This is a genomic window from Mucilaginibacter sp. P25 (genome assembly GCF_050859465.1).
Taxonomy (GTDB): domain Bacteria; phylum Bacteroidota; class Bacteroidia; order Sphingobacteriales; family Sphingobacteriaceae; genus Mucilaginibacter; species Mucilaginibacter gossypii.
In genome coordinates this window covers 5,131,017-5,155,631 of the sequence record NZ_CP193937.1, presented here as the reverse complement: position 1 = coordinate 5,155,631, position 24,615 = coordinate 5,131,017, and the positions used below count along the sequence as shown (strand labels likewise).

Annotated in this window: 23 protein-coding genes and 1 pseudogene; 15 read left to right on the top strand and 9 right to left on the bottom strand. The window is 44.1% G+C overall.

The annotated features are described in order from the left end of the window. Positions 1–49 precede the first annotated feature (49 nt). From ACRQ5D_RS26025 to ACRQ5D_RS26010, 4 genes are all read left to right on the top strand, one after another. Positions 50–1,219: a FecR family protein gene (locus ACRQ5D_RS26025; RefSeq protein ID WP_091163608.1), complete on the top strand. Its 1,170-nt coding sequence runs from the start codon at positions 50–52 to the stop codon at positions 1,217–1,219. 138 nt (positions 1,220–1,357) lie between these two features. Further along, on the top strand, positions 1,358–1,612 hold the full coding sequence (locus ACRQ5D_RS26020; protein WP_432327080.1) for a hypothetical protein: 255 nt from the start codon (positions 1,358–1,360) through the stop codon (positions 1,610–1,612). Positions 1,613–1,635: 23 nt separating this feature from the next. Next, on the top strand, positions 1,636–4,779 hold the full coding sequence (locus tag ACRQ5D_RS26015) for a SusC/RagA family TonB-linked outer membrane protein (RefSeq protein WP_432327078.1): 3,144 nt from the start codon (positions 1,636–1,638) through the stop codon (positions 4,777–4,779). Positions 4,780–4,788: 9 nt separating this feature from the next. Then, the gene (locus ACRQ5D_RS26010) at positions 4,789–6,309 is read left to right on the top strand and encodes a RagB/SusD family nutrient uptake outer membrane protein (RefSeq protein WP_091163611.1); all 1,521 of its coding nucleotides are present in this window, start codon (positions 4,789–4,791) and stop codon (positions 6,307–6,309) included. Between the two features lie 237 nt (positions 6,310–6,546). Here ACRQ5D_RS26010 and ACRQ5D_RS26005 read toward each other — a convergent pair whose 3' ends face one another. Further along, on the bottom strand, positions 6,547–6,999 hold the full coding sequence (locus tag ACRQ5D_RS26005) for a pyridoxamine 5'-phosphate oxidase family protein (protein ID WP_090525181.1): 453 nt from the start codon (positions 6,997–6,999) through the stop codon (positions 6,547–6,549). Between the two features lie 395 nt (positions 7,000–7,394). Between ACRQ5D_RS26005 and hemA the strand changes: the two genes are divergently transcribed. After that, a complete protein-coding gene (hemA, locus tag ACRQ5D_RS26000; RefSeq protein ID WP_218134367.1) occupies positions 7,395–8,666 on the top strand; it encodes a glutamyl-tRNA reductase in 1,272 nt (423 codons plus the stop codon). A 233-nt stretch (positions 8,667–8,899) separates the two neighbouring features. Further along, on the top strand, positions 8,900–9,592 hold the full coding sequence (locus ACRQ5D_RS25995) for a hemerythrin domain-containing protein (protein ID WP_091163614.1): 693 nt from the start codon (positions 8,900–8,902) through the stop codon (positions 9,590–9,592). Positions 9,593–9,606: 14 nt separating this feature from the next. On the opposite strand, the gene ACRQ5D_RS25990 is transcribed toward ACRQ5D_RS25995, so the two are convergent. The 6 genes from ACRQ5D_RS25990 to ACRQ5D_RS25965 all read right to left on the bottom strand — a co-directional run bounded on the left by ACRQ5D_RS25990 (position 9,607) and on the right by ACRQ5D_RS25965 (position 14,963). After that, positions 9,607–10,287 carry an HAD-IC family P-type ATPase gene (locus tag ACRQ5D_RS25990; protein ID WP_431198338.1) on the bottom strand — a complete coding sequence of 227 codons (681 nt, stop codon included), beginning with the start codon at positions 10,285–10,287 and terminating at the stop codon, positions 9,607–9,609. A gap of 77 nt (positions 10,288–10,364) precedes the next feature. Continuing rightward, the gene (locus ACRQ5D_RS25985; protein WP_431198337.1) at positions 10,365–11,669 is read right to left on the bottom strand and encodes an HAD-IC family P-type ATPase; all 1,305 of its coding nucleotides are present in this window, start codon (positions 11,667–11,669) and stop codon (positions 10,365–10,367) included. A 38-nt stretch (positions 11,670–11,707) separates the two neighbouring features. Beyond that, positions 11,708–11,950: a hypothetical protein gene (locus tag ACRQ5D_RS25980; RefSeq protein WP_432327074.1), complete on the bottom strand. Its 243-nt coding sequence runs from the start codon at positions 11,948–11,950 to the stop codon at positions 11,708–11,710. An 8-nt stretch (positions 11,951–11,958) separates the two neighbouring features. Continuing rightward, positions 11,959–13,830, bottom strand: coding sequence for a multicopper oxidase domain-containing protein (locus ACRQ5D_RS25975; RefSeq protein WP_432327073.1), 1,872 nt, complete (start codon positions 13,828–13,830; stop codon positions 11,959–11,961). Positions 13,831–13,941: 111 nt separating this feature from the next. After that, complete coding sequence (locus ACRQ5D_RS25970) at positions 13,942–14,445, bottom strand: DUF3347 domain-containing protein (RefSeq protein ID WP_091163622.1); 504 nt, start codon at positions 14,443–14,445, stop codon at positions 13,942–13,944. A 128-nt stretch (positions 14,446–14,573) separates the two neighbouring features. After that, the gene (locus tag ACRQ5D_RS25965; RefSeq protein WP_091163624.1) at positions 14,574–14,963 is read right to left on the bottom strand and encodes an HYC_CC_PP family protein; all 390 of its coding nucleotides are present in this window, start codon (positions 14,961–14,963) and stop codon (positions 14,574–14,576) included. 538 nt (positions 14,964–15,501) lie between these two features. Here ACRQ5D_RS25965 and ACRQ5D_RS25960 point away from each other — a divergent pair. From ACRQ5D_RS25960 to ACRQ5D_RS25945, 4 genes and pseudogenes are all read left to right on the top strand, one after another. Continuing rightward, a complete protein-coding gene (locus ACRQ5D_RS25960) occupies positions 15,502–15,876 on the top strand; it encodes a hypothetical protein (RefSeq protein ID WP_091163628.1) in 375 nt (124 codons plus the stop codon). 30 nt (positions 15,877–15,906) lie between these two features. Then, a complete protein-coding gene (locus ACRQ5D_RS25955; RefSeq protein ID WP_432327071.1) occupies positions 15,907–16,800 on the top strand; it encodes a phosphotransacetylase family protein in 894 nt (297 codons plus the stop codon). Then, positions 16,752–18,010 (top strand): annotated as a pseudogene (gene pta, locus ACRQ5D_RS25950) (phosphate acetyltransferase). The gene ACRQ5D_RS25955 and the pseudogene pta overlap by 49 nt, the downstream one beginning before the upstream one ends. 8 nt (positions 18,011–18,018) lie before the next feature. After that, positions 18,019–19,230: an acetate/propionate family kinase gene (locus ACRQ5D_RS25945; RefSeq protein ID WP_091163634.1), complete on the top strand. Its 1,212-nt coding sequence runs from the start codon at positions 18,019–18,021 to the stop codon at positions 19,228–19,230. A gap of 49 nt (positions 19,231–19,279) precedes the next feature. On the opposite strand, the gene ACRQ5D_RS25940 is transcribed toward ACRQ5D_RS25945, so the two are convergent. Both ACRQ5D_RS25940 and ACRQ5D_RS25935 read right to left on the bottom strand, forming a co-directional pair. Beyond that, a complete protein-coding gene (locus tag ACRQ5D_RS25940; RefSeq protein ID WP_432329870.1) occupies positions 19,280–19,864 on the bottom strand; it encodes a hypothetical protein in 585 nt (194 codons plus the stop codon). A gap of 17 nt (positions 19,865–19,881) precedes the next feature. Beyond that, positions 19,882–20,094, bottom strand: a complete 213-nt coding sequence (locus ACRQ5D_RS25935; protein ID WP_432327069.1) for a universal stress protein — start codon at positions 20,092–20,094, stop codon at positions 19,882–19,884. Between the two features lie 492 nt (positions 20,095–20,586). Between ACRQ5D_RS25935 and ACRQ5D_RS25930 the strand changes: the two genes are divergently transcribed. The 5 genes from ACRQ5D_RS25930 to ACRQ5D_RS25910 are packed head-to-tail and all read left to right on the top strand — an operon-like array spanning position 20,587 to position 24,543. Next, on the top strand, positions 20,587–21,402 hold the full coding sequence (locus ACRQ5D_RS25930; RefSeq protein WP_091163638.1) for a DUF2249 domain-containing protein: 816 nt from the start codon (positions 20,587–20,589) through the stop codon (positions 21,400–21,402). Between the two features lie 2 nt (positions 21,403–21,404). Further along, on the top strand, positions 21,405–22,691 hold the full coding sequence (locus tag ACRQ5D_RS25925) for a hypothetical protein (RefSeq protein ID WP_143020707.1): 1,287 nt from the start codon (positions 21,405–21,407) through the stop codon (positions 22,689–22,691). Further along, entirely contained in the window at positions 22,684–23,016 is a 333-nt protein-coding gene (locus ACRQ5D_RS25920; RefSeq protein WP_218134368.1) for a metal-sulfur cluster assembly factor, read from the top strand. The genes ACRQ5D_RS25925 and ACRQ5D_RS25920 overlap by 8 nt, the downstream gene beginning before the upstream one ends. Beyond that, the gene (locus ACRQ5D_RS25915; protein WP_432327067.1) at positions 23,016–24,257 is read left to right on the top strand and encodes a hypothetical protein; all 1,242 of its coding nucleotides are present in this window, start codon (positions 23,016–23,018) and stop codon (positions 24,255–24,257) included. The genes ACRQ5D_RS25920 and ACRQ5D_RS25915 overlap by 1 nt, the downstream gene beginning before the upstream one ends. Before the next feature lie 10 nt (positions 24,258–24,267). Beyond that, on the top strand, positions 24,268–24,543 hold the full coding sequence (locus ACRQ5D_RS25910) for a response regulator transcription factor (protein ID WP_091163648.1): 276 nt from the start codon (positions 24,268–24,270) through the stop codon (positions 24,541–24,543). Positions 24,544–24,615: the final 72 nt, after the last annotated feature.

Sequence of the window (24,615 nt, the reverse complement as noted above, 5' to 3'; positions counted from 1 at the left end):
CCGGTATAAAATTTACACTAACACCATATAAACCTGCAATTGCAACCTGATGATAACTAAGAACGAGTTCCTTGCGCTGTATGAAAAATACATGAGCGGCCAATGCACCGATGCTGAAAAACAGCTATTGGATGCATATTGCGATGAAATGCAGTTAGCCGACGAGGTTTGGGATGATGAAGAGGTAAGTGAAGCAGATGTACATGCGCGGATTTGGAAAAAATTAACTGAAAGCAGACAAAAGGCTATTGTCATAAAACCTCTTAAACAAACGAGCTACAAATGGCTATGGGCGGCTGCTTCATTAGTTGCTATAGCTGTATTGGCTGGCTTGCTGTTTATGCCTGTTAAAAAGGATAATATCACAGGTACAATAGTTAAGAATACTATAACAACCATACTCCCTGGGAGCAACAAAGCATATCTCACTTTGGCCAATGGCAATAAAATATTACTTGATGACGCCAAAAATGGGCAGCTGGCGGCAGGGGCTGGTGTAAAAGTAAGCAAAGCAGCCAACGGTTTAGTGGTTTATAAATTTGACAGAAAGCCAAACGAACAAGGGCAGGCAGGCATCCCACAAATCAATACCATCACCACGCCGCGTGGCGGCCAATACCAGGTAGTATTGGAAGACGGCACCAAGGTGCAGCTTAATGCAGCATCGTCAATCAAATTCCCGGAGTATTTTACCGGGGCCAACCGGGAAATTGAATTAAACGGTGAAGCCTATTTTGAGGTAGCAAGGGATAAAGCTCATCCATTTATAGTTAAGGCCAACGGTACGCAGGTGCAGGTATTTGGTACCCATTTTAATATTAATGCTTATAGCGATAATCAGGATATAACAACTACTCTGCTTGAAGGCTCGGTTAAGATGAGCAAAGGCTCGGCAGCAGTAATGCTTTTGCCTGGCCAACAGGGAACTGTAAACCAAAATGGTTCATCAATAAAAGTACAAAAGGCCGATGTTGAAGCTAATATGGCCTGGATTAACGGCTTTTTTATATTTCATGATCAAAGCATTATAAATATCATGAAGCAGATAAGCCGCTGGTATGATGTAGATGTTGAATATCAGGATGCCCAGGTTCAGGAAAATGAATTTGGCGGTACCATCTCAAAATATAAAGACATTAAAGAATTGCTTGATAATATCAAGCTTACCGGTAGTATTCACTATAAAATTGAAGGAAGGAGGGTTATCATTATGAAGTAACCTAATACTTCCATAATGCTATCCCAAAAGAAAGTAACCAGGAGCGTTCGCACCGCCCCTGGCTCAATGCTACGGATAGCAATCAGGTCAGTTAACGATCATTTTTTCTCACAACCAGTTATTTAACCTAACATTCAAATGTACAAAAATTCTACTGCATTAAAGCGCGGGCAGATACCCCGTGCCGTATCCAAATTATTTCTGATCATGAAATTGTCGTTCTTCTTGTGTCTGGTTTCGATACTTCAGGTAAGTGCCTCAACCACGTTTGCGCAAAGGATAAGTCTTAGTAAAAATAACGCTTCGCTTGTTGAAACGCTTAAAGACATCCACAGGCAAAGCGGATATAGTGTGCTCTACAATTCCAAAATGCTAAAAAAGCACTTCCTGTAAACGTCGACCTTAAAGATGCGGGATTGGAAGAAGCTTTGCAGCAATGTTTCCGTGATCAGCCTTTTAGTTATGTAATTAACAATACCACCATTGTAGTTACCCCCAAACCCGCCGAAAAGAAACCGGTACAGGTTATAACGATTACCGGTACGGTAAAAGATCAGAAAGGCGTGTCTTTACCGGGTGTTACATTAAAGGTTAAAGGTACCAACACGGGTGTACAAACCAATATTGATGGCAATTATACTGTTACTGTGAATGACAATAGCGCAGTGTTGGTATTCAGCTTTGTGGGTTTTGTTACCCAGGAGGTATCTGTAGGCAATCAAACCAAAATTGATGTAACGCTTAAAGAGCAAACATCGGCACTAAACGAAATTGTAGTGGTTGGTTACGGTACACAAAAGAAAGCAAACCTTACAGGTGCTGTATCATCGGTATCCGGCGAGACATTGAATAAACGTCCTGTTGTTAACACTGCGTCTATGCTTGAAGGTCTTGCACCAGGCGTGCAGATTAACACAGGCTCAGGCGAGCCTGGAAATGAGGCTGTATCTATCCGGATCCGCGGTAACAGCACATTCAGTGGCGCCGGTTCTGATCCGTTGGTATTGATTGATGGTGTTCCCGGTAACTTTAGCGATCTTAACCCAACCGATGTCGACAATGTATCTGTTTTGAAAGACGCTGCATCTGCGTCAATATACGGTTCAAGGGCCGCCAACGGCGTGGTGCTTGTAACCACCAAGCAAGGTAAGGCCGGACAAATGTCTGTTAATTACGATGGTAACTTAGGATACAACAGTCCTACCAAAATGTTTAAACTGGTGACCAATTCTGCCCAATATATGGAGATGTTTAACCAGGCACGCATCAACAGCGGCACAACAGATCCTAACTCACTTTATCCGCAGGACCAGATCGATCTGTATCGTAACGCTACAGATAGGGCACGCTATCCTAATACCGATTGGCTGAGCCTGATATTCAGGACTGCTGTAACACAAAACCATAACCTGACATTTAACGGTGGCAGTGAAAAAACTACTTATAACGTGTCATTGGGATATGTTAACCAGGACGGTATTGAAAGGGGCTTTGATTATAAGCGATATAGCGCACGGATCAATCTGACTTCAAAGATCAATGATCATATAAAATTCGGCACTAATGTATTGTTAAAATCAGGCACCAGGGGTGCTGTAGCCGGTAACCCTTCATCACCAAGTCAGTGGGATGGTTCATCTATGGACCTTTTCCTTTCGGCCATGTCGCAGGCACCTACTTATGGTCCATATTTAGCTGATGGTAGCGGGCGGTACACCTACAAAGCTTATGACTTTGAGTATAACAATAAAAACCCGATAGCTGTACTTGATCAAAACTTCAGAAGGATCACCAATGATTACGCTGTAAACGCTCAGGGCTGGTTTGAGGTGCAGTTTACTAAAGATATTTCCTGGTATACTAAAGGTGCTGTGAACTTTAACATGGATAAGTACAAGGACTTTAAAGCCACGTTGGATGAGTATAATTTCCGCACTAATCAACTGGCAACATCTCTTGACCTGGGTAAAGGTTTAACAGATCAGGACGAGCAAACCGTATATACCAACCTGTTCAGTTACCTGAACTATGCACACAATTTTCATGGGCATAATATTAAAGCACAATTTGGTTATAGTATTGAGCAAAGTAAATATCAGTACTTATCAGGTTACCGTAAAAACTTTGCCGATCTGGACCTGCAGGAGTTAAACGCAGGTGGTTCTGATATTCAAAACGCAAATGGAACCAGTAACCAATGGGCCTTAATGTCTTATTTCGGTCGTGTAAATTACGACTATAAAGGGCGTTACCTTTTAGAGGGCAATATTCGTGATGACGGAAGTTCAAAATTCGCCGGTAAAAACAAATGGGGGGTATTCCCATCGTTTTCAGCCGGCTGGAGGGTTACTGAAGAGCCTTTTGTAAAAGCCATGAATTTAACCTGGCTGGATAATTTCAAATTAAGAGGTTCATGGGGACAACTGGGTAATCAAAATATAGTAATGAACGGCTATGGTGCCAACTATCCATATCAGGCTTTATTAAACTTTACCGGCAATTATTCTTTTGATAATTCGACACTGTTAACTGGCGTAGCTCAGCAAAACCTCAACAATCCGGCCATTAAATGGGAAACCACTACTATGACCGATATTGGTTTGGATGTTACCATTTTCAAAAACTTTAATTTAACCGCCGATTGGTATAATAAAACAACATCTGATATTTTGAGGCAGGCACAGGTTACCGCAGCTGTGGGCTTAAGTGCACCTACCATTAATGACGGATCGGTAAATAACAGGGGTATTGAGCTTGGTATATCGTACAATAATGTAATAACTGATGGCGCTTTAAAGGGCTTAGCCTTTAATGTAGGCGCAAACGTTGATCATAACCGTAACAAACTGGTGAAATTTGGTCAAACGGAAATTGGAGATTATACCATCAACCAAAACGGGCAGCCGTGGAACTCATTCTACATGCTGCAGGTTATCGGGATCTTCCAGTCGGCAACAGAGGTAGCTAATTCCCCCAAACAGTTTTCTGATTCTACCTTACCGGGCGACTTAAAATATAAAGACGTAAACGGCGATGGTAAAATTGATCAAAATGACCGTACAATAATCGGTGGTGTTTATCCAAAATTAAACTACTCATTTAACTTATCGGCCAGCTTTAAAGGCTTTGACTTATCAGCCATGATGCAAGGCGTTTACGGTGTTAAATCTTATGTATCAGGTTGGGGCACAATACCATTTGTACAGGGATCTTCACCAACTACCGATTGGTTGAACGCCTGGACTCCTGAACATCCTTCAGCCACTATGCCGCGTCTTTATTTCGGGCAAAGTGCACCGGATAAAATAGGCCGCAGGTCATCATATTTCCTGCAGGATGCATCGTATTTGAGGCTTAAAAACCTGGTGTTTGGTTATACCCTGCCGTCACAGCTTACTAAAAAAGTAGGTATCAATAGGTTAAGGGTTTATTTCGCGGGCGATAACCTGTTAACCATAACCAATTTTAAAGGCCTTGATCCTGAGCGTTATGGCAGCGGAGACCAGGTGCAGTACCCGCAAAATAAAATCTACTCTTTTGGTTTGAACGTTTCCTTTTAATTAGCCCACATGAAAAATCGAATTATAATAACCATCATATTAATTACATCGCTGTTTTTAGGCGCATGTAAAAAGGCTCTTGATCTAAACCCCAATGATCAGATAGCCACTTCAACTTTCTATAAAACGAAAGCAGACTTTGACGCGGCTTTGGCAGCGGTTTACGCTTCCCTTCAGCCAGAAGAATTTTCCTATGGCATGGGCTTCAGGGATGGCTTTACTGATAACGGCTACAATCAGTTTAATTCGGGTGCTGCCAAGGATTTTGTGCAAGGCAACTTTAACCCCACTACAGGTGGTTATGAAACTGCCATTTATAACGATAGTTATATAGGTATTACAAGGGTAAACCTGTTTTTGCAAAATTTAGGTACTTATAAAGGTTCAGATATATCTGATAGCCAGCGTAAGGTGTATGAAGGCGAAGTAAGGTTTATCCGGGCTTTTCTATACTTCCAGTTATATAGCATATATGGTGATGTACCATTGGTTGTGGAACCGCTTAACCTCAGCAATCAAAAGCAACCTAAAGTACCTGCGGCGCAGGTGCTTGCCCAGATCATTGCCGACCTGGATTATGGTATTGCCAATTTGAACGCTGCAGCTTATTATGCTAACGGCGGCCACGCTGCAGCTTCATCTGCAAAGGCATTAAAGGCAAGGGTTTTGTTATTTGCAGCATTTGGCAGCACTGGTACGCCTGATGCCGCCATGCTTACACAGGTTAAAAACCTATGTCTTGATTTGATGGCACAATATAAACTGAGTACCAACTTTGAGGATGTTTTCAGGGATGCAACTCAGAAAAATAATACCGAGATCATGTTTTCGGTTAACTTCCTTGCGCCAAACAACACAGCTCCGTGGGACATGTATTACGGCGACTGGGATGCCTGTGCGCCTATGCAAAATATGGTAGATGCCTACGAGTGTACTGATGGACAACCATATGGCACTTCGCCATTGACCGATACCAAAAATCAATTCAAAAACCGCGATCCGAGGCTGGCCGAAACAGTATACGCCGATTCGGTTTATTTTGGCCCTGGCAAAGTTCACCATCCTTCAAACCTGAGGCCTACAGGCTACGGAATTATCAAATTCCTTGAACCCAATAATATCCCTTACGGCTTTTCAACCCTTAGCCAGCAGGATGCGGTTATACTGCGTTTAGGTGAGGTGATGCTGATGTATGCAGAAGCTCAAAATGAAATTGCCGGCCCTGATGCAACAGTTTATAAAGCTATGGCCGATTTGCGCGCAAGGGTAAATATGCCGGCTTACCCGGCCGGGTATACCAAAGATCAGATGCGTGAACGCATCAGGCACGAACGCCGTGTTGAGCTTGCTTTCGAAGGCTTGCGTCACTATGATCTGTTAAGATGGCATATTGCCAGCCCGGTACTTAACGCGGTAAAAACCAGCCTTATCAATTATCATTTTGAGGATAAGTTTTACCATTGGCCGCTGCCTCAAACAGAAATTGACAAGAGCGGAGGCGTACTTATACAAAATCCGGATTACAAATAACAACCGGATCTTAAAAACCAGAGGCGGCCTGTCAATGAAGCGCATGCCAAAATCTGGACAACAGTCTTAATTAATCATGTGATGAGCCCAGTATTTATCGGGCTCATTCCTTTAGTTTGAGTTTGACCCATTCCAAAAGCTTTTAACTGTATAATTCCGTACTTTATATAAAAGCTAAAAACAGAATGCACAAGGCCCAAAGTTTAATGTGTTGATTATTAATATTATTTATGCAGCTCAATGATGTTCAAACCTGCCGGTGACCTTGTCTATCCTGATCTTATAGACGATCAGGTCGATCTTGTCGCCAATATCATACTCATTTGCGGTTATACCATGGGAGGGATGGTCTGTAGCATGTTCCACCAGTGGCATAACCCGGTGGATCAGTAACTGCATTGTCTGCTCTTGTTCCGCTATGTCTGTAATTTCTTCAAATGTACCCCAGGCTATGACACTTTTCCAGCTAAAGATGTTTTTTATATCATCAACTTCAAAACAAACTTTAGGGTTTTTTCGCATCATTTCAATTTTCTTTCCCGGACCGGAATGCGCATAGATTACGCCGTTCTTGTATACATAGTTAACGGGTACGATATACGTGGTGCCCTGGGCATGACACCCTAAACGGCCGATTACCTGCCGGCTAAGCAACGCTTCAATTTCCGGTTGTTCCAATTTTCCTAACATAACGGCGAATATTAATTGACCAAAGCTAAGCTCATCACTGTTTAAACAAAATGCTGCCGGTCAGTTAAGGGCATGATCGCCGTCACATTTGTGTCAGTATCCCTCGAGCTGTTGATGTTGTGATACATGCTATGCATCCCGATCTGCCGGCTGTTGTACATCATCGCAATCACAGGTAAATATCCCTGTGATTGTTTTTTATGTTGCTTTATTAATCAATTGAACCGGTTTCGGGTGTACAATCAATTGTATAAGTGACGGCCGTCACTATTTTAACCTGCCGAACATCGCAACTTTACCTCATAAAAATAATGTTATGAAAGTAGTTGAGGTAAGCTATGCCCCCAGTAAACGAACGGTCATTTCCCTGTTATACAATTTAAAGTTTTAAAAGCGTGAATAATAAGAGCAGCATAACTGGGATCGAAAATTTTTACGCGGTCGGAATTAATTATAAAAAATCGGACGCCCGGCTTAGAGGCCGTTTTGCAATTTCAAACGAGCAATATGAAGCCATATTGAAAGAGGCCGGTAATTATGGCGTTAGCTCATTATTTATCTTGTCGACATGTAACCGTACCGAAATCTACGGAGTAACCAATACGCCAAATGAACTGGTTAACCTGTTATGCAGTGTTACCAATGGCGAAATAAAAGAATTTAAGGGTCACTGCTATAAAAAGGAAGGCCTTGGCGCGGTTGAACATATGTTTAACGTTGCAGCTGGTTTAGATTCGCAGATACTTGGAGACTATGAAATTATCGGGCAGTTTAAACAGGCTGTAAGGTTTGCGAAGGACCGTGGTTTTATCAATACCTTTTTGGAAAAGCTATATAACACTGTTTTGCAAGCTTCAAAGCAGATCAAAAATCAAACGGGCCTCAGCAAAGGAACTACTTCCGTATCATTTGCAGCTCTGCAATCCATTAAGCAATATCATGCTGATGCCACAAATATTTTGATTGTAGGGGCAGGTAAAATGGGGCAGCGTGCATGTAAAAACATTAAAGATTACCTGGGACAAAAGGTTCGTATTACTTTGGTTAACAGGACTGTTGATAAGGCAGAGCGGCTTGCCGAAGAAATGGATATTAGTTATGGCCATATAGCAGATTTGCCAATACTCATTTCCCATGCAGATGTTATCATCGTTGCCACCGCTTCCGCTACACCTGTAATTCTTAAATCCGATCTTGAACATTGCAGTGAAAAACTGATTATAGATTTGGCAATACCCAACAATGTTGAACCCGCAGCATCAGAATTACCGCACATTAAACTGGTTAATATTGACGAACTCTCGCTTGTTAACAGTGAAACTATTCAGAAAAGGCAAAGTCAGGTTATTGCCGCGCGAGAGATCAACAACCATTTCATCAACAGGTTTGTTGAATGGTGCGAACTGCGAAAAAGCTGCATAGTGGTGAATGCCATTAAAAAACAGTTAACCTCCATTTGTTTAAGCCAATCCAAATCCGCCGGCTGTGTTGCGGGCTTTGTGTCTTCTACGGATGAGCAAAGAATACAGCAAATATTAAACGGAACAGCAGGAAAAATGAAAGGCGTTAACAAAGCCGGCTGCCATTACCTGGAGGCTTTAAATGAATTTATGTCGCCCCCAGGTTTACCAACCAACATATTAAATCCTGAGCGAACGTTAATATAAATAACAATAGACAGCCAAGGCAGATGTTTGAGGTATCGGATAAACAGAAGTAATATCAATTTTGCCTGAATATAACCGGGGCATGAAAGGGATTATTAAATAGCGAATAAGAAAAAGAGGATTTCCAGCGTTCAAAATATCATAGTACCTTTATTACTAAACATATTTTGCAGTATTGCCTGATACAGTACGATTTTTGTTAGTCATTGATCATCATCTTATCTGACTTCGCTATGGAAACCGCAAATCAACACCGCAGGGATTTTATTAAGACAGCCGCCATTGGGTCACTAACCGGGCTGACATTGTTATCAGCTTGTAATGACAACGATGATGAGGAGGATCAAAAAGTATCGCCACCCGAGGATCTTATGCAGGAGCACGGTTTACTGAACCGGGTGCTGCTCATTTATGACCATTGCAAAGGCCTCCTAATAGATAAGCAGGGTTTCCCGATGGAAGCATTGTTAAACTCAGCTGGCATTATTCGCACCTTTGTTGAGGATTACCATGAAAAGCAGGAAGAAAACTACCTGTTCCCACGTTTTCAAAAGGCCAACCAGTTAACTGATCTTGTACAAACGTTGCTGGCGCAGCATAAGGCTGGGCGTACTATCACGGATGAGCTCATGCAATTAACTAAGTCTCAAAACCTGACCGATACGGAAAAACAGCAGCTTATTACCTTGTTGAATAATTTCAACAGGATGTACCGCCCGCATGAAGCGCGCGAGGATACCATTTTATTCCCCGCCTTCCGCAAGATCGTATCCCATCATGAATATGACGCGCTGGGTGAGGAATTTGAAAATAACGAACATAAACTGTTTGGCAAAAACGGGTTTGAAGGGATGGTTGAGAAAGTGGCCGGTATTGAAAAGTCTTTAGGCATTTATGAGCTGGCCCGGTTCACGCCAGGCACCTAACTGCAAATTGCCAACTATTTTTTGTTACCTATCGATAACAGGCTGGCATTAATGGCCACCACTACCGTGCTCACTGTCATGAGTACCGCGCCAATTGCCGGGCTTACCATAATACCCTGGTTGTACAGAACGCCTGCTGCCAGTGGCAGGGTTATCACATTGTAACCAGTTGCCCAGGCCAGGTTCTGTGTCATTTTACGGTAGGTGGCTTTACCAAACAGGATCAGGTTAACGATGTCTTTAGGATTGCTGTTTACCAGCACAATGCCGGCGGTTTCGGCAGCAACGTCGCTGCCCGAGCCAACAGCAATGCCAACGTCGGCCTGGGCAAGTGCGGGGGCGTCGTTTACACCATCACCTGTCATTGCTACAAACTCGCCCTGTTGCTGTAATTCTTTGATCTTTTCCAGTTTTTCATGCGGCAGTACTTCGGCAAAAAAGCCATCCATTTTCAGCTGTGTGCTAACACTTTCGGCAACCTGCTTATTATCGCCCGTCAGGAGTATCGACTTAATGCCGTTTTCGTGGAGGGTTGCTATCGCTCCCTTTGATTCCTCTCTGATGGCATCGGCAAGGGCAACAAACCCGGCAAGTTTTTCACCGATCAATACAAATACCACAGTTTCGTTACTGGCCACCTTGAAATTTACCGGAAGGCTGATGCTATTTTCTTTCAGATAACCGGGACTGACCACTTTGATGTGCTTTTGCTCTGCAACCGCTTCAACGCCTTTACCTGTGATGGCTTTAAATTGTGCGGCTTCTGGAAGGGTTAGTTTTCTTTTTTAACTTCACTTAAAATGCCTGTGGCTATCGGATGTTCTGAATTGCTTTCCAATGCCCCCGCCAGCTTAAGTAATTCATTTTCGCTTTTCAGCACTCCTTCGGTAAACACCATCCTGGATACCTCAAATTTTCCTTTAGTTAAGGTGCCGGTTTTATCAAAAACTATAGACGTGATCTTTCGTGCATTTTCAAAAGCAGTCCTGTTTTTGATCAGCAGGCCATGTTGCGCCGATAAGGATGTTGATTTAGCTACCACGAGGGGAACAGCCAGGCCAAGCGCATGCGGGCAACAGATCACAATAACGGTCACCATCCGCTCCATGGCAAAGGCCAGGTCGTGCCCCAGGCTAATCCATACCACGAACGTAGTTATACCGGCTAAGAGCGCAATGATAGTTAGCCAACGGGCCGCTTTATCTGCTAACAACTGCGTGTTTGATTTAGCGTTTTGCGCATCGCGGACAAGATCGATGACTTTGAACAAATAGGAATCTTTACCGCTATGTGTAACACGAACTTTTAATGAACCGTTACCGTTCACCGATCCGGCAATCACTTGCTGGCCTTTTGTTTTTTGCACCGGGGCAGATTCCCCTGTCAGCATGGACTCATTCAGGTAACTCTCGCCATCTTCCACCATACCGTCGGCGGGTACCTTTTCGCCTGGTTTAATTAAGATCAGGTCATTTTCTTTCAGGCTTTCCGTTTTTACGTCCTCTGTAACGTCTCCTTTAAGCACGTGCGCGGCTGAAGGCATGAGCTGGACCAGCAATTCGAGCTCGCGCGAGGCACCTGCTATCGATTTCATTTCGATCCAGTGTCCCAACAGCATAATGAGAATAAGCGTGTCCAGTTCCCAGAAGAAATCCATGCCCTTAAGCCCGAATACGGTAGCCGCACTGTACAGGTAAGCAACGGATATGGCAAAACCAATCAGGGTCATCATACCAGGGTTTTTCGCCTTTAGTTCCGAAAGCCACCCGGTCAGAAACGGCCGGCCGCCATAAAGAAAAACTGCCGTCGACAGCGCAAAAAGTATATACCGGTCGCCCGGGAAACCAATTTGCAGGTGCAGCCAGTGCTGGATCATTGGCGACAGGGCCAATATGGGTAGGGTGAATGCCAGCACCACGTAAAAACGCTTACGGAAATCAGCGATCATGGCTCCGTGATCATACCCGGCGTGGCCCATGTCTCCATGCCCCATACCATTCCTTTCCTGATGTTGTGGATGATCGTGACCTTTCATTTCAGGCATTTCGTGCTGGTGTTCATGATGCTGATGTTCCATAGTCGTTTGTATTAATTAGCTTTACTTACTGATAACTACTAATAGGTTAATGTTAATCCGGCGCCTAAGCCCATATCGCTGTCATAGTGGCTGGAGAAAGAAAAATTCTTATTAACGATATAGCGCAATCCGGTACTATATTCTTTATCGGTATTGCCTGTAATAGAAAACCGGAGCCTGCTGGTCAATGCAATATCCTCCCGGCCAAGTTGAAACCTGAGTTTGCCATTGCCATCAATACGGGCATCGGCCACAAACAGTAATGGCAAAGTGTAGGCCAAACCTGCAACTACCGTATGCCGGTTGTTTTTATTGCTGAGCTGACCGAACAGGTTTTTTCCTGTTCGTTTGTTTTTTTATAATGATAATCAAATCCTGCATAAGCATACAGCCATTGCATACGGCCAAAGTACCTTCCAAACATGGTTTCACTCTCATATCCCTTGGTATTGTTTATTCCAAGGTGCCACATGGTAGAAAATTTCCAGCGGGTATTTGCTAAAGCCGCGTTGCCATCGCTGCCGTTTGTTTCCAGCCCCAGTTTGGCCGATGCATAATATTTACGATCGTCGGCAGCTACTTTCTTAAAGCCAGCTGCGGGGTCGGGCACTTCGGGGTTAGGCGGCGAGTTTTCGTAACTGAAGATCCGCCCCATACCGCTCATCATATGGTATAGGATATGACAATGGAAAAACCAGTCGCCACTTTCGCTGGCACGGAATTCGATGGTGTCCCTTTCCATCGGCATAATATCCAGGGTGTTCTTCAGCGGCGAGTATTCTCCCTGTCCGTTTAATACCCTGAAATAATGCCCGTGAAGGTGCATAGGATGACGCATCATGGTATTGTTATAGAGAATGATACGAACATTTTCTCCCCGCTTAATCAGGATCTTGTCAGATTCCGAAACGGTTTTGTTGTTGATCGTCCAGATATAGCGGTTCATGTTACCGGTTAATTCAAAATTGAACACTTTGGTAGGGCCGGTTGGAAGCGTTGTCGGTTGAAGGGCTTTCAGCATACCATAGTTCAGGGTAACCGGCGGCTTGCCTTTGTCAAGTTCGGGATACATCACGGTGTTCATGTCCATTACCTGGGTAGTCATCTTCATTCCTTCCATTTCCTTCATGTTACCGTGCATATCCATCATATCATTCATCATTTTCATGCCGTCAAAATATTTCAGCTTAGGCAGCTTTTTAGCGGCGTGTTTAGCACCGCTGCCCAGCCAAAGCGACGTATATTTGGTACGATCTTCGGGTGTCGCCAGGAACTCATAACTGCCATCAGCGGGAATAGTAACCATCAGGTCATAAGTCTCGGCAACGCCTACGATCATCCGGTCCACCTCAACCGGCTGAACATCTTCGCCGTCATTGGCAAAAACTTTCAGTTTGCCGCCCGCCCAGCCAAGCCAGAAATAGGTAGAAGAACTTCCGTTAATTACCCGCAGTTTCACCTTGTCGCCGGCTTTAAATTCGGGAGCTTGGTTTTCGGCCTTGCCATTGCTGAAAAAACGGTCGTAGTAAACATCGCTTACATCCATGGCAGTCATGCGTTTCCATTCATTGGCCAGCTTTGTTTTGAAATGTCCGGTTTGTATCGCCTGCAAATAATTCTGGGTACTGCCTTTACGGATGGCGTACCAGTCTGTGGCATTATGGAGGCGGCGCTGTACCTGTTCCGGGTTTTCATCGGTCCAGTCGCTTAGCAGCAGGGTATATTCCTTTAAAGGGGATGCCTGTTTTTTATGAATGATAAATGCCCCGTACAGCCCGCTTTGTTCCTGCGTCATCGTATGGGAGTGGTACCAGTAGGTTCCGTGCTGCACCAGCGGAAATTTGAACAGGTGCGTTTCACCAGCCTTGATGGGCGTGGTAGTTAGATAGGAAACACCATCATACCGGTTGGGCAGGATCAGCCCGTGCCAGTGGATAGAGGTTTCCATCATCATTTCATTGTGCACATAGATCTCGGCAGTATCGCCTTCGATAAATTCCAGTTCGGGTGCAGGGATACTGCCATTTATAGCCATAGCCGGCCGCTGTTTGCCGGTATAGTTAACGGTGGTATCATTGATATATAAGTGGTAAATCTCCCGGTTACCTGTTTTGGTGAAAAACGGAAGATGCTTGCTCTGACCGGCAGACTCCATTTTCATCCCCGAATGTTGGGCAATGGAACTGACAACAGGCAGCAAAAAAGGAACAATAAAATAAACTTCTTCATAGTATTAAAATATAAGGCCGGAGTATATACCCCGGCCCTTTAATTACTTAGCTGCAGGTAAAGTTTCTTTTACAGCGCCACAGGTTAACATTTGATTGCCGTAGTAGGGATTTTGAATAGCGGCAGTTTCACTTAACCAATATGATTTTTTCATCGGACAATAGTCGCGGTAAACAGGGGCATTGTTCAGTTTGATTGCCTGTACGGTGGCGAACATGTTTTCTGAAAGGCTGGCAAAATGTTCACGCTGATGCGTGATATCATCGCTTTCCGAAATATGGCGGGCATCGAACTGCAACTTATCCGCATATTTTGTCCAGGTAGTTTTATCGGCTGCTGAAAGCTTGTCGACCGGAAATGAACTGATTGCAGCCAGCAACATTTTGGCTTTGGCATTGGTTGCAGACGCGTCGCCGCTGATCAGGGCGTTTTTTACGCCATAATAGGCCGAAAGTACATCCGCTTTGGATGAAGTGTTTTGTGCTTTAACCTGGTTAAAAGCAAATAGCATGATGATGGCGAAAACGAAAATTTGAATCTTTTTCATGATATAGAAATGATTAAGTAATGAATATCATTTCCCGCCGTAGCAGGAAACTATGAATTAAAGAAGTTTTAGGGTTGCAGGATAGCCATAAGAAAGCTACCAGGCTTCGGATTGAAGCAAAAGGAAAATCAAATGCGGAAGGTGCAGTTGCGTAAAAAAACAGGTAGGGTAGTGACAAGCGGCGGTGACTGGCCAACCGGATGACTAATTTTCAGCGGCAGGTAATTGTAAGGCACTAACCCGAAAAGCGGTATAACCAACAATGCGGGGCTTGTGCCCAGGCCAATCTGGCTGTACGTAAGTGAGCTGCTCTTTTCCGATTTCAGTTGCTGGTGTTTATCTGTACAGCATTTTTTTGCAGCCTTGCCATGGTAGTTCATACCGCAAGTATTGCATTTTTTGCCCTGCTCATCATGCCACAACGCAACCTTGACCAGTCTGCCCATGCAGTACTGATAATGCAATGTTGCACCCGAAGAAACCCCGAGGTACAGCACAGCTAAAAAAGTTACGAACATTTTCTTGATCACGGTACAAATATCAGCAAATTAGTAAAGTGTTGTTTATAGAATTTCCTTTTCTTTTTATGTTTTTTTTGGATAGATTATCTTTCAAACATAGGATAATTCATCCTTGCAATAAATGACTATTGTTGTTTTTTTGTGCTGATTGTCAGTTGTTTGCTATTTAAAATGCCGTTGCTTTGGCTAACAAACAACCGTGAAAAAACTAATCACTGCTATTTTGTCTATTAAAGCTACATTATTTGGAATAGTGCACCTGCATTTGCGCAAACAAAAGCGTGCATCGCGGGGGTAAATCTCATCACGCGAAAGACAATTAAGCATCTGCCCGATGCAGTTTTTCTGATGCAGGGTGTTTGCTGGTGTGGTAAGGTCTGTTTATCCATATAGTTGTTGTTTTTAGCCAGGGATGTATCCCCACTATCCTGCTCAGGCCGTAGTTAAATATGACGGAGATCATTTTTGTTTTTGATCGTTTACCGTTATAAGATTTTATCCGGCAACGATATTTGTACTATAAAATATTCAAACGATGGAAGCACTTATTGAAGACACCGAACTGGAATTTGAACTTCAGGAAATTTACCTCACCGGTAAACAATGGCTGGCAGACCTTGCCTTCCTGGATAATGAGCACGCCTTTTTAACAAAACTGCTGGCTGGCGAAAAAAACGCGGCCAGGCATATTGAAGAAGGGCTGCACTCGGCTATGCTTGAGCAACATGACCTGCATAAAGATATTCTTCATTTTATAAACAAAATAGAACAGTTGATCGTTGTTCCGGGAGCTGTGATCGGGTTATCGCTGATAGATGACTTTATCAGTTTACAGATCAGGGTAGGGGGTGCTTTATTGACAATGAAGGACCTTAAATTAGCATTGACGGGCATAAGGCGGGCTGCTTAGTTCCACAAGAAAAATTAATTTATAAAGGTTTTGACAAAAAGTATTTATATCACTTCGGCCGAACCCTATAGCGGCAAATCAGTTATTGTATTGGGTTTGGTGGCTATGCTGCTTGGCCGGGCACAAAAGATAGGTTATTTGAAACCCATTATACCTTTCGGCCCGGAAGAGCAGCCAGATACCCATATTGAAACGGTTTTGGCACATTTTCAACTACCGCAAACTTATCGGGATACCTATGTATTTACCCGGCAGGGGGCTATGCAGCAGATCAAAGATCAGCACCAGGGCGACATGATCGACGCGATTATCGCACGGTTTAAGGCCTTAGAAGCGACGTGTGATTTTACTGTAGTTGAAGGGAGTGATTTTGAAGGGCAGGGAACGGCATTTGAGTTTGAAACTAACCGGCTCATCGCCAAAAATCTGAACTCCCCCGTCTTACTCCTTGTATCGGGCGTGGGGAAAACCACTGCCGAAATCGTTCAGGATGCGCTGAATTTCAGGCAGGCTTACCAGGTGCAGGATATTCAGGTATTAGCGGTTGTTGTCAACAGGGTACAGGCCGATCAGGCTGCAGATGTACAACAATTGCTGCGTGCGCAATTGTCCGAAAATATACTTATCGCCGTTGTACCCGCTGATCCGGGCCTGGAAAACCCAACTGTTCGCGATATTTTTGAAAAGTTGGACGGCAGGTTGCTGTTTGGTAGTGAACACCTCGGAAACCAGGTTGATAACTTTGTGACCGGCGCCATGCAGGTGCCCAATTTTTTGAATTATCTGAAGGAGAATGTTTTGATCGTTACACCTGGCGACAGGGGGATATTGTCATCAGCTCGTTGCAAGCCAATCAATCTGCCAGTTATCCCCGCGTGGCCGGCATTATACTTACGGCAGGTGCAATTCCGGAAGAACCGGTGATGAGGTTGATTGAAGGATTGCAGAACGTTGTCCCTATCCTCGCTGTCGGCTCAGGCACTTTTGAAACAACCAATCAGGTGGCAGCTGTTAAAGCCCGTATTACAGCGGATAATACTAAAAAAATACGGCTTGCTATAGAAACATTTAACCGTTATATAGATATCGCCGCCCTTGATAAAATGCTGGTAACATATCATTCCAATGTGATGACGCCGCACATGTTTCAATACCAGCTCACTCAATGGGCTAAGCGGGAACGCAAAACAATTGTACTGCCCGAAGGGAATGACGACCGCATCCTGCAGGCGAGCGCAAGGCTGATTGCCCAGCAGTTGGTTAACATTATCCTGCTTGGCGATCCTGCAGAAATAGCCGCTTCGGTGAAACGGTTGGGCATTGACCTTGATCTCAATAAGGTAACCGTTATACCCCCGGCCAGTTCGCCTCATTACGAAGATTATGTTCAAACACTGTATGAGCTGCGTAAAAGTAAAAACGTAACCCTCGAAATGGCGAGGGACCTCATGACGGATGTATCTTATTTTGGAACGATGATGGTTTATAAAGGGCACGCCGACGGAATGGTTTCCGGGGCTGTTCATACTACTCAGCATACTATACGCCCAGCCCTGCAGTTTATTAAAACAAAGCCCGGCATCTCTACGGTGTCATCTGTTTTTTTATGTGCCTGGCCGACCGTGTTTCTGTATTTGGCGATTGTGCGGTAAATCCCGACCCTACTGCCGAAGAACTGGCCGAGATAGCTATCTCGTCGGCAGATAACAGCCTGCGTTTTGGCATTGAACCGCGTGTTGCAATGCTTTCATATTCATCGGGCACATCAGGTTCAGGGGCCGATGTGGAAAAGGTTAGGCGAGCTACCCAATTGGTGCGTGACAGACGGCCCGATATTAAAGTAGAAGGTCCTATACAATATGATGCCGCTGTAGATCCGGTAGTTGGCAGCCAGAAAATGCCCGGTTCAGAAGTTGCCGGCAAAGCAAGCGTATTGATCTTCCCTGATCTGAATACCGGGAATAACACTTATAAAGCGGTACAGCGGGAAACGGGAGCACTGGCCATTGGGCCGATGCTGCAGGGGTTGAATAAACCGGTTAATGACCTTAGCCGCGGTTGCACTGTTGATGATGTTTTTAATACCGTTATTATCACTGCTATACAAAGTCAGGATAGCCCGGCCTCATTATAATTTTACATATGGAAATATTTGTTATCAATTCGGGCAGCAGCTCTATCAAATACCAGTTATTTTCTCAGGATTCAAGCAGCCCGCTTTGCAGTGGCCTGGTTGAACGCATCGGTCAGCCAGATGCGCTGATCACTCATAAATACAGGCAGCATGACGAGGAAAAAGTGTTGTACATTCAACAACAGGTACCCGATCACGAAGCCGGCATGCAGGCTGTGGGCGAACTGCTCACCAGGGATGGTATCGCGGTGATCCGCGATTCGGGACAAGTGGGCGCGGTTGGTCATCGTGTAGTTCATGGCGGCGAAAAACTTACCGGTACCACAGTCATTACGCCCGGGGTAAAAGACAAGATCAAAGCACTGTACCCACTGGCGCCTTTGCATAATCCGGGGCATATAAAGGGTATCGAAGTGTCAGAAAAGATTTTCCCCCAGGCTGTACAGATTGCGGTATTTGATACCGCGTTTCATACATCGCTACCCGAAAAAGCTTTTAGGTATGCTATACCCGACTCTTTTTATAAAAACCACGGCATTCGTGTTTATGGCTTTCATGGCATAAGTCATCAGTACGTTAGTGGTGAAGCAATGAAATATCTTAATCATACAGATGCAAAACTCATTACCATTCACCTTGGTAATGGCTGCAGCATGGCCGCTGTTAACGGCGGAAAGAGCGTGGATACAAGTATGGGGCTTACCCCGCTTGATGGGTTGATCATGGGAACAAGAAGCGGAAGCATTGATGCCTCGGTATTATTATACCTTTCAGAACAAGAAAATTACAGTACAGAACAACTTACTACGTTGTTAAACAAACAAAGCGGCATGCAAGGGCTTACCGGTCATAACGATATGCGGGATATCAGCGCGCTTTATAATAATGGGAATGACCGGGCGGAGCTTGCTTATGAGATGTATGCCTACCGGATTAAAAAATTTATTGGCGCTTATGCCGCTGCAATGAACGGGCTTGATGCAATTGTGTTTACGGCTGGGGTTGGTGAAAATGATGCCCTGGCCCGCGACCTCGTTTGCCGAAATATGGATTTTTTAGGCATTAAGCTGGATAACGCAAAAAATTCAGAAAAAGGCAATGGGATTCGTGATCTTAGTTCACCGGCTTCCCGTGCCAGAATATTGGTGGTGCCCACCAACGAAGAATTGGAAATTGCCCGGCAGTGCAGGCAATTGCTCGGTGAAACCACCGGGCGGTAAACTGATCCCCAGGCAAATATTTTATAATTCTGGGGATCATTACTTAATTTCATGAACTCATAGGAACAGCAAGTAACGGTATGTTCAGCCCGGTAGCCATTTGGCGGGTTTTACTTCGGTGAAGGAGTGAAGACCAGAAGCCGTGCTTTTTGGGGATCATGATCAACAACTCGGCGCCACAAGTAATAAGCTCTTTTTTTAATTCGGCAACGATTTTATTTGAATTAGTTTCTCTATAAACACAATCAATACCAGCTGCCTGGAAATTATGCGGTACTGTGCCCTGAACAGGTTTTATTTCAGCTGCTTCTTTATTAACATAAAAAATCTCCACCGGCGATTCGAAAGCAATAACTTCATTCCGAATCATGGAAAGTAACTGTACGGGCTGGTCATTAGCCACATCACATGCCAGCATGATTTTCCTTAGCCCTTTGAACCGGGCGCCAATGGGGACGACCAGCACAGGGAAAGCCAAATTTTTGATGGCAGTTGTAGTTGTATTGCCTAAAACCCATTGATCCTGACTTTCCGGGGCCATGCCAAGCACTACCAGCGAAGCATTGTGCTTTTTTACCAGGTTTTGTAATTCATCTGTAACCGGCGTATAACTGGTTTCATAACTGACAGTGATGTCGTGAATCAGTGCAGTTATTGCTGCTTGTTGTGCAAGCCGGTCTTGATTTTTGCCTCCAGGTCGCTTACAATTGAAGCTGGCAGGAGCGTATTCGATTCGTGCAGGGACAAGCTGAAGGCATTAAAAAGCAGGAGCCTGTAGTTGAAATGTTTGGCCAAAGCGGCGGCATAGGTTACCGCGTTTTCAGCAGCCGGCGAATAGTCTGTTGCAGCAATTATAGTTTTCATATGGGTGACTGGTTGTTTTGTTAATATTCATAAAACCATTAAATACGGGCTCGTAAAAGTAGAAGACCCTTTGTACCATAAATAGCTCAGTTAAACAGCGCGACCTGTTCTGCTTTTTTATCGGTGGTTTCTTAAAAAACAAAGATCAAGAATGGCTTTAAACTTCAACATGACGTTGATCAGCTTAAAAAATGATCACAATTACTAACAAGTGCAGGGAAACCAGAAGGAAATCAGGGAGAAGATCAACTGCCATAGCATCGGACCATTTTGAAAAGTTTATTTTAGGAGATAGGGGCTTTTTAAAAATAGCGTAGGTAATGTGGGCAGAGAGAGAACAGGAAACCAATTGTTGGCAGCCATTTGATCGATGGGTGAACGACGTAAAAAAATATCGTAGCCGGGTAAACGTAATCTTTGCGTCACCTTTCTGAATAATAAAAGATAATTTTATCTTTTATTATTTACATTTGTCCATCAACTCATAAAAAAATGGAACCGTCAGAAATACACATTGTATTGAATGCTAATAGCCTAATCAGTGATCTGCTGAAGTATAACGAAGAGCTGATAATCCAAAAACTTACCGAACTCAATAAAAATTTTAACCGGCTGAAAAATCCTGTGCTCAGAAAGGTTTTAGCCAAACGGGTATCCGTTGCTCAGGCTTGCAGGATAGCTGGCTGCTCGTTGAATGAATTTTTTGACGTCCTTAGACCGCTTGGATTTAAAGCGGCGCACGAAGCTGTTGAAGTTGACAGGTTACCGCTTCCCCTTGCCGCTTCTTTTACTAAAATTATTGATCTTGATGTCAGACCGATTTTGGCGGCAGGAAATGACCCTTTAAAAATCATCCTTACAGCGGCGGCCGGGCTTAAAAATGGCGAGGTGCTTAAAGTGATCAATACTTTTGAACCTGTGCCGTTAATCAGTCTTCTGGAAAATAAGGGATACCGTTCGTTTATGGACATCGCGGGACCGGAACTTGTGAATACTTATTTCCTAAAGAATGAGGCCGAACCTGATGAGCTTATAATGAATATATCGGAATTATCGGTTGAAGCAGATGGGCTCACGGAACTTATGAAAGCCTACCAATTGCACATTATGGACGTCAGGCCTTTCCAAATGCCCAAGCCTATGACTATGATCCTGGACAAGCTGGAAACGCTGAAAACCACTGAAGCCTTGTATGTCTGGCATCGAAAAGTCCCCGTTCATCTGCTCCCGGTATTAAAAGAAAGAGGTTTTGACTTTCGCATCATGGAAACAGCGGAAGCAGTTATCCTGTTTATCTATAGGCCATGAATATGATCACTAAACAGCATCCCGAATTATACCCTATTGTAAGGGCTCACTACCTGGCTTCAGCGGTTTGTTTTGTGCTTATCGGTGTCTTGTTTTTCTTTGCGTCGGCAGATTTTGCCGGGCACTATTTTCAGCCGAAATTATTAGCCATTACCCATCTTGCCGCGTTGGGCTGGGTTACTATGGTTATTTTCGGTGCAGCGTATCAACTTGTACCGGTCATACTTGAAACAGGGTTGTCAGGCTATCGTTTGCCCTGGCTATCATTCGTCGCTTTTTTGAGCGGGCTTGTCCTGTTGGTTTGTTCTTTCTGGCGTTTTGAACCAGGTTTATGTATGCAGGGAGGGGCACTGCTGCTGCTAACCGGCATGCTTGGCTTTACCATTGTCATTTTTCTAACAGGAAAAAGATTAAAGAACAAAAAGGAGAACATTCATCAGGAAATGATCAATACTTCCTGTATCTGGTTGCTGGCCACCGGTATTCTTGGGGTTCTGCTGGTATTCAACCTCCGTTACGCCTTTCTGCCGCAGGATCACCTTCAGTTTTTAAGGCTCCATGCGCATATGGGAATGGGAGGCTGGTTTTTATTGTTAGTGATAGGGGTAAGCAGTAAATTGGTGCCGATGTTCCTGGTGTCCCGCAAACAGAATTTGCAGCTGCTTGATTGGGTTTATTATCTGCTGAATGGCGGCCTGCTTGCATTTGTGATTGATACATACCTGGAAGGTATCAATAACCGGACCTATCTCATCGCACTGCTTCCAGCTGCAGCGTTTATCATATATTTCATTTATTTAATCCAATGTTACCGGTCACGAATGAAAAGAAAGTTGGATTTGCCTATGATGTACACCGTGTTGTCTTTTATATTGCTGCTGGCTGCATTGCTGATACAGCCGCTTATTATTAACGCGCATGTTCAAAATACCACACAAGGCATTGCACTTACTAAACTATACGGATTATTGGTGCTAATGGGCTGGCTTTCTTTACTGATCCTGGGGCAGGCGTTTAAAACTTTGCCTTTTCTGGTTTGGCTAAAAATTTATGGACCAGGCACTGGCAAAGAACCTACACCTTTACCTTCGGATCTATACAGTCAAAAATTACTGATCATCCAGGGTATTGCCTTTACCGGTTTTATATTATCCATGATTACTATGGCGTTATCCGGCCTGGCTACGCCTGCGCGTATTGCCTCAGGTTGCCTGCTGTTAACGGCGCTTTGCTATCTTTTAAATTTAACCAGGGTCCTTACCCACAAAAAAACAACCGGCCATGCATAGCTTTGACATTACCGATCCTGATACTTACATAGAAATGGAAGCATGGGAGCGCTTACGATCCATTATTGACCCTGAACTTCATGTCAATATCATTGATTTGGGACTTGTTTATACTATCAGGGCAAATAGCGCATTGAGGATGCTGGTGGTGGTAATGACCTTATCGTCACCCAGTTGCCCGGTGGGTGAAGCCATTTTGCAGGGGGTGGCCAATTGCCTCGAAGCCAGATTTGCGGACTACAAGACAGATGTGCAACTCACCTGGGAGCCAGTATGGGGTTTTGATAATATTACCGAAGAAGGCAAAAAACAATTGTGGGGATAATGGACTGGATAAGTAAAGGCAGGTATCATTATTGGGCAGGAGGCAGCTTTGTGGTGCTTGCTGTTTTTGGCGTGTTGCTCAGGCTGATGCATGTTACCTTTGTGCCTCATTTAAACTATATTTTTTTACTGCATGCTCACTCGCATTTCGCTTTTGCCGGGTGGGCTTTTCTTGGATTGGCCATGCTATTGGCCGGACGGGTTTCGCCTGTTCAAAGACGCCGGAAGTTCCTGTATGCCCTTAATGCAACACTAGTAAGTGCATATGGCATGCTGGTTAGTTTCTCCTTTCAGGGCTACAAAACAGTCTCTATTATTTTTTCGACGTTTTTTATTTTAAGTACTTATTATTTTACCCTGCAGTTCCTGAAAAGTTTAAAGGAAACCCGGCAACTTTCAAAGGGCGCGCGCCAATTGGCCCTTGGCGCTTTGTTTTTTCTCTGCTTTTCCTCACTTGGCCCCTTAGCCCTGGGGCCGCTTATGGTTATGGGATTAAAAGGCACGGCAGTGTACCAGGATGCAATTTATGTTTACCTGCATTTTCAGTTGAATGGCTGGATGCAGTTGGCGGCCATTGCGTTGGTTGAAATCACCTATTTTAATATGTGCCCAACCAATCCGCAGCGTTGGGTATATCAACTATTAATTTGGTCGAACCTGCCGCTGTATTTAATTTTTACCTTGTGGAGCAACCCTGCCGGTTGGGTTTTTCTGATAGCCGGAATTGCGGCTGCGGGTAATCTTACTGCGTGGTTTATGATATGCCGGGGTCGGAAAACGAGGCTGCTGAAACTGCCTTTGCTGTTAAAAGTTGCATTTTTGGCCATCACCTTAAAAACCGTTTTTCAAACCCTGGTATGTATTCCCGTCATTGGCAGATGGGCTTTCAGTGACCGTAATATCATCATTGGCTATATTCATTTGCTAACATTGGGCATCGTGACACCAATCATACTCGATCAGTTTAAGCAAGCCGGCTTTTTCGGCGCCGGAAAAAAATTGCAGATCATAAACGGAAGTTATATAGTGTTGACTTTCGCATATCTCGTGATATTATTTGTTGAACCCGCCTTAAAACTTGTCGGAATAATAGTTCAGGATGTTGAGCCCCAATTATTGTTGCTATCCATACTGTTGCTGCTATGCGGGGTCGGCTATTTTGGGCTGCTAATTTTAGGTAGTTCAAAAAAAGCGAGGCAGGTAGCGTGTAAAATCAGATTCAAATATTTATTTTTGGATTAACACGCCGGATATGAAAAACAAAGTTCTCCTAATCGAAGACAACCAGGACATTCGGGAAAACGCAGCAGAGCTGCTGGAGCTTTACGGTTTCGAAGTGCTGGTTGCCGACTGCGGCGAGGCAGGATTGTACCTGACTGATTTACACCCGGACTTGATTATTTCGGATGTAGTTATGCCGGGTATTAGCGGATACGATGTGTTCAATCAGCTTCAAGAGGATTCCCTTAAAAAAACATCCCCTTTATCTTTACTACCGCACTTTCCGAAAAGAGGGACCAGGACATAGCAAAAGTGATGGGAATACAAAACTATCTCATTAAACCATATGACGAAGCTGAGCTTATCAACTGTATCCGGA

Excerpts from the sequence above, each read along its gene's own strand:
- ACRQ5D_RS25920 (WP_218134368.1), top strand. The coding sequence starts at position 22,684 with ATGCATAGCTTTGACATTACCGATCCTGATACTTACATAGAAATGGAA.
- ACRQ5D_RS25930 (WP_091163638.1), top strand. The coding sequence starts at position 20,587 with ATGGAACCGTCAGAAATACACATTGTATTGAATGCTAATAGCCTAATC.
- ACRQ5D_RS26025 (WP_091163608.1), top strand. The coding sequence starts at position 50 with ATGATAACTAAGAACGAGTTCCTTGCGCTGTATGAAAAATACATGAGC.
- ACRQ5D_RS25995 (WP_091163614.1), top strand. The coding sequence starts at position 8,900 with ATGGAAACCGCAAATCAACACCGCAGGGATTTTATTAAGACAGCCGCC.
- ACRQ5D_RS25925 (WP_143020707.1), top strand. The coding sequence starts at position 21,405 with ATGATCACTAAACAGCATCCCGAATTATACCCTATTGTAAGGGCTCAC.
- ACRQ5D_RS25945 (WP_091163634.1), top strand. The coding sequence starts at position 18,019 with ATGGAAATATTTGTTATCAATTCGGGCAGCAGCTCTATCAAATACCAG.
- ACRQ5D_RS25970 (WP_091163622.1), bottom strand. The coding sequence starts at position 14,445 with ATGAAAAAGATTCAAATTTTCGTTTTCGCCATCATCATGCTATTTGCT.
- ACRQ5D_RS25910 (WP_091163648.1), top strand. The coding sequence starts at position 24,268 with ATGAAAAACAAAGTTCTCCTAATCGAAGACAACCAGGACATTCGGGAA.
- ACRQ5D_RS26005 (WP_090525181.1), bottom strand. The coding sequence starts at position 6,999 with ATGTTAGGAAAATTGGAACAACCGGAAATTGAAGCGTTGCTTAGCCGG.
- ACRQ5D_RS25915 (WP_432327067.1), top strand. The coding sequence starts at position 23,016 with ATGGACTGGATAAGTAAAGGCAGGTATCATTATTGGGCAGGAGGCAGC.
- ACRQ5D_RS25985 (WP_431198337.1), bottom strand. The coding sequence starts at position 11,669 with ATGGAACATCAGCATCATGAACACCAGCACGAAATGCCTGAAATGAAA.
- ACRQ5D_RS25935 (WP_432327069.1), bottom strand. The coding sequence starts at position 20,094 with ATGAAAACTATAATTGCTGCAACAGACTATTCGCCGGCTGCTGAAAAC.
- ACRQ5D_RS25960 (WP_091163628.1), top strand. The coding sequence starts at position 15,502 with ATGGAAGCACTTATTGAAGACACCGAACTGGAATTTGAACTTCAGGAA.
- ACRQ5D_RS26020 (WP_432327080.1), top strand. The coding sequence starts at position 1,358 with ATGTACAAAAATTCTACTGCATTAAAGCGCGGGCAGATACCCCGTGCC.
- ACRQ5D_RS26010 (WP_091163611.1), top strand. The coding sequence starts at position 4,789 with ATGAAAAATCGAATTATAATAACCATCATATTAATTACATCGCTGTTT.
- ACRQ5D_RS25975 (WP_432327073.1), bottom strand. The coding sequence starts at position 13,830 with ATGAAAATGGAGTCTGCCGGTCAGAGCAAGCATCTTCCGTTTTTCACC.
- ACRQ5D_RS25965 (WP_091163624.1), bottom strand. The coding sequence starts at position 14,963 with ATGTTCGTAACTTTTTTAGCTGTGCTGTACCTCGGGGTTTCTTCGGGT.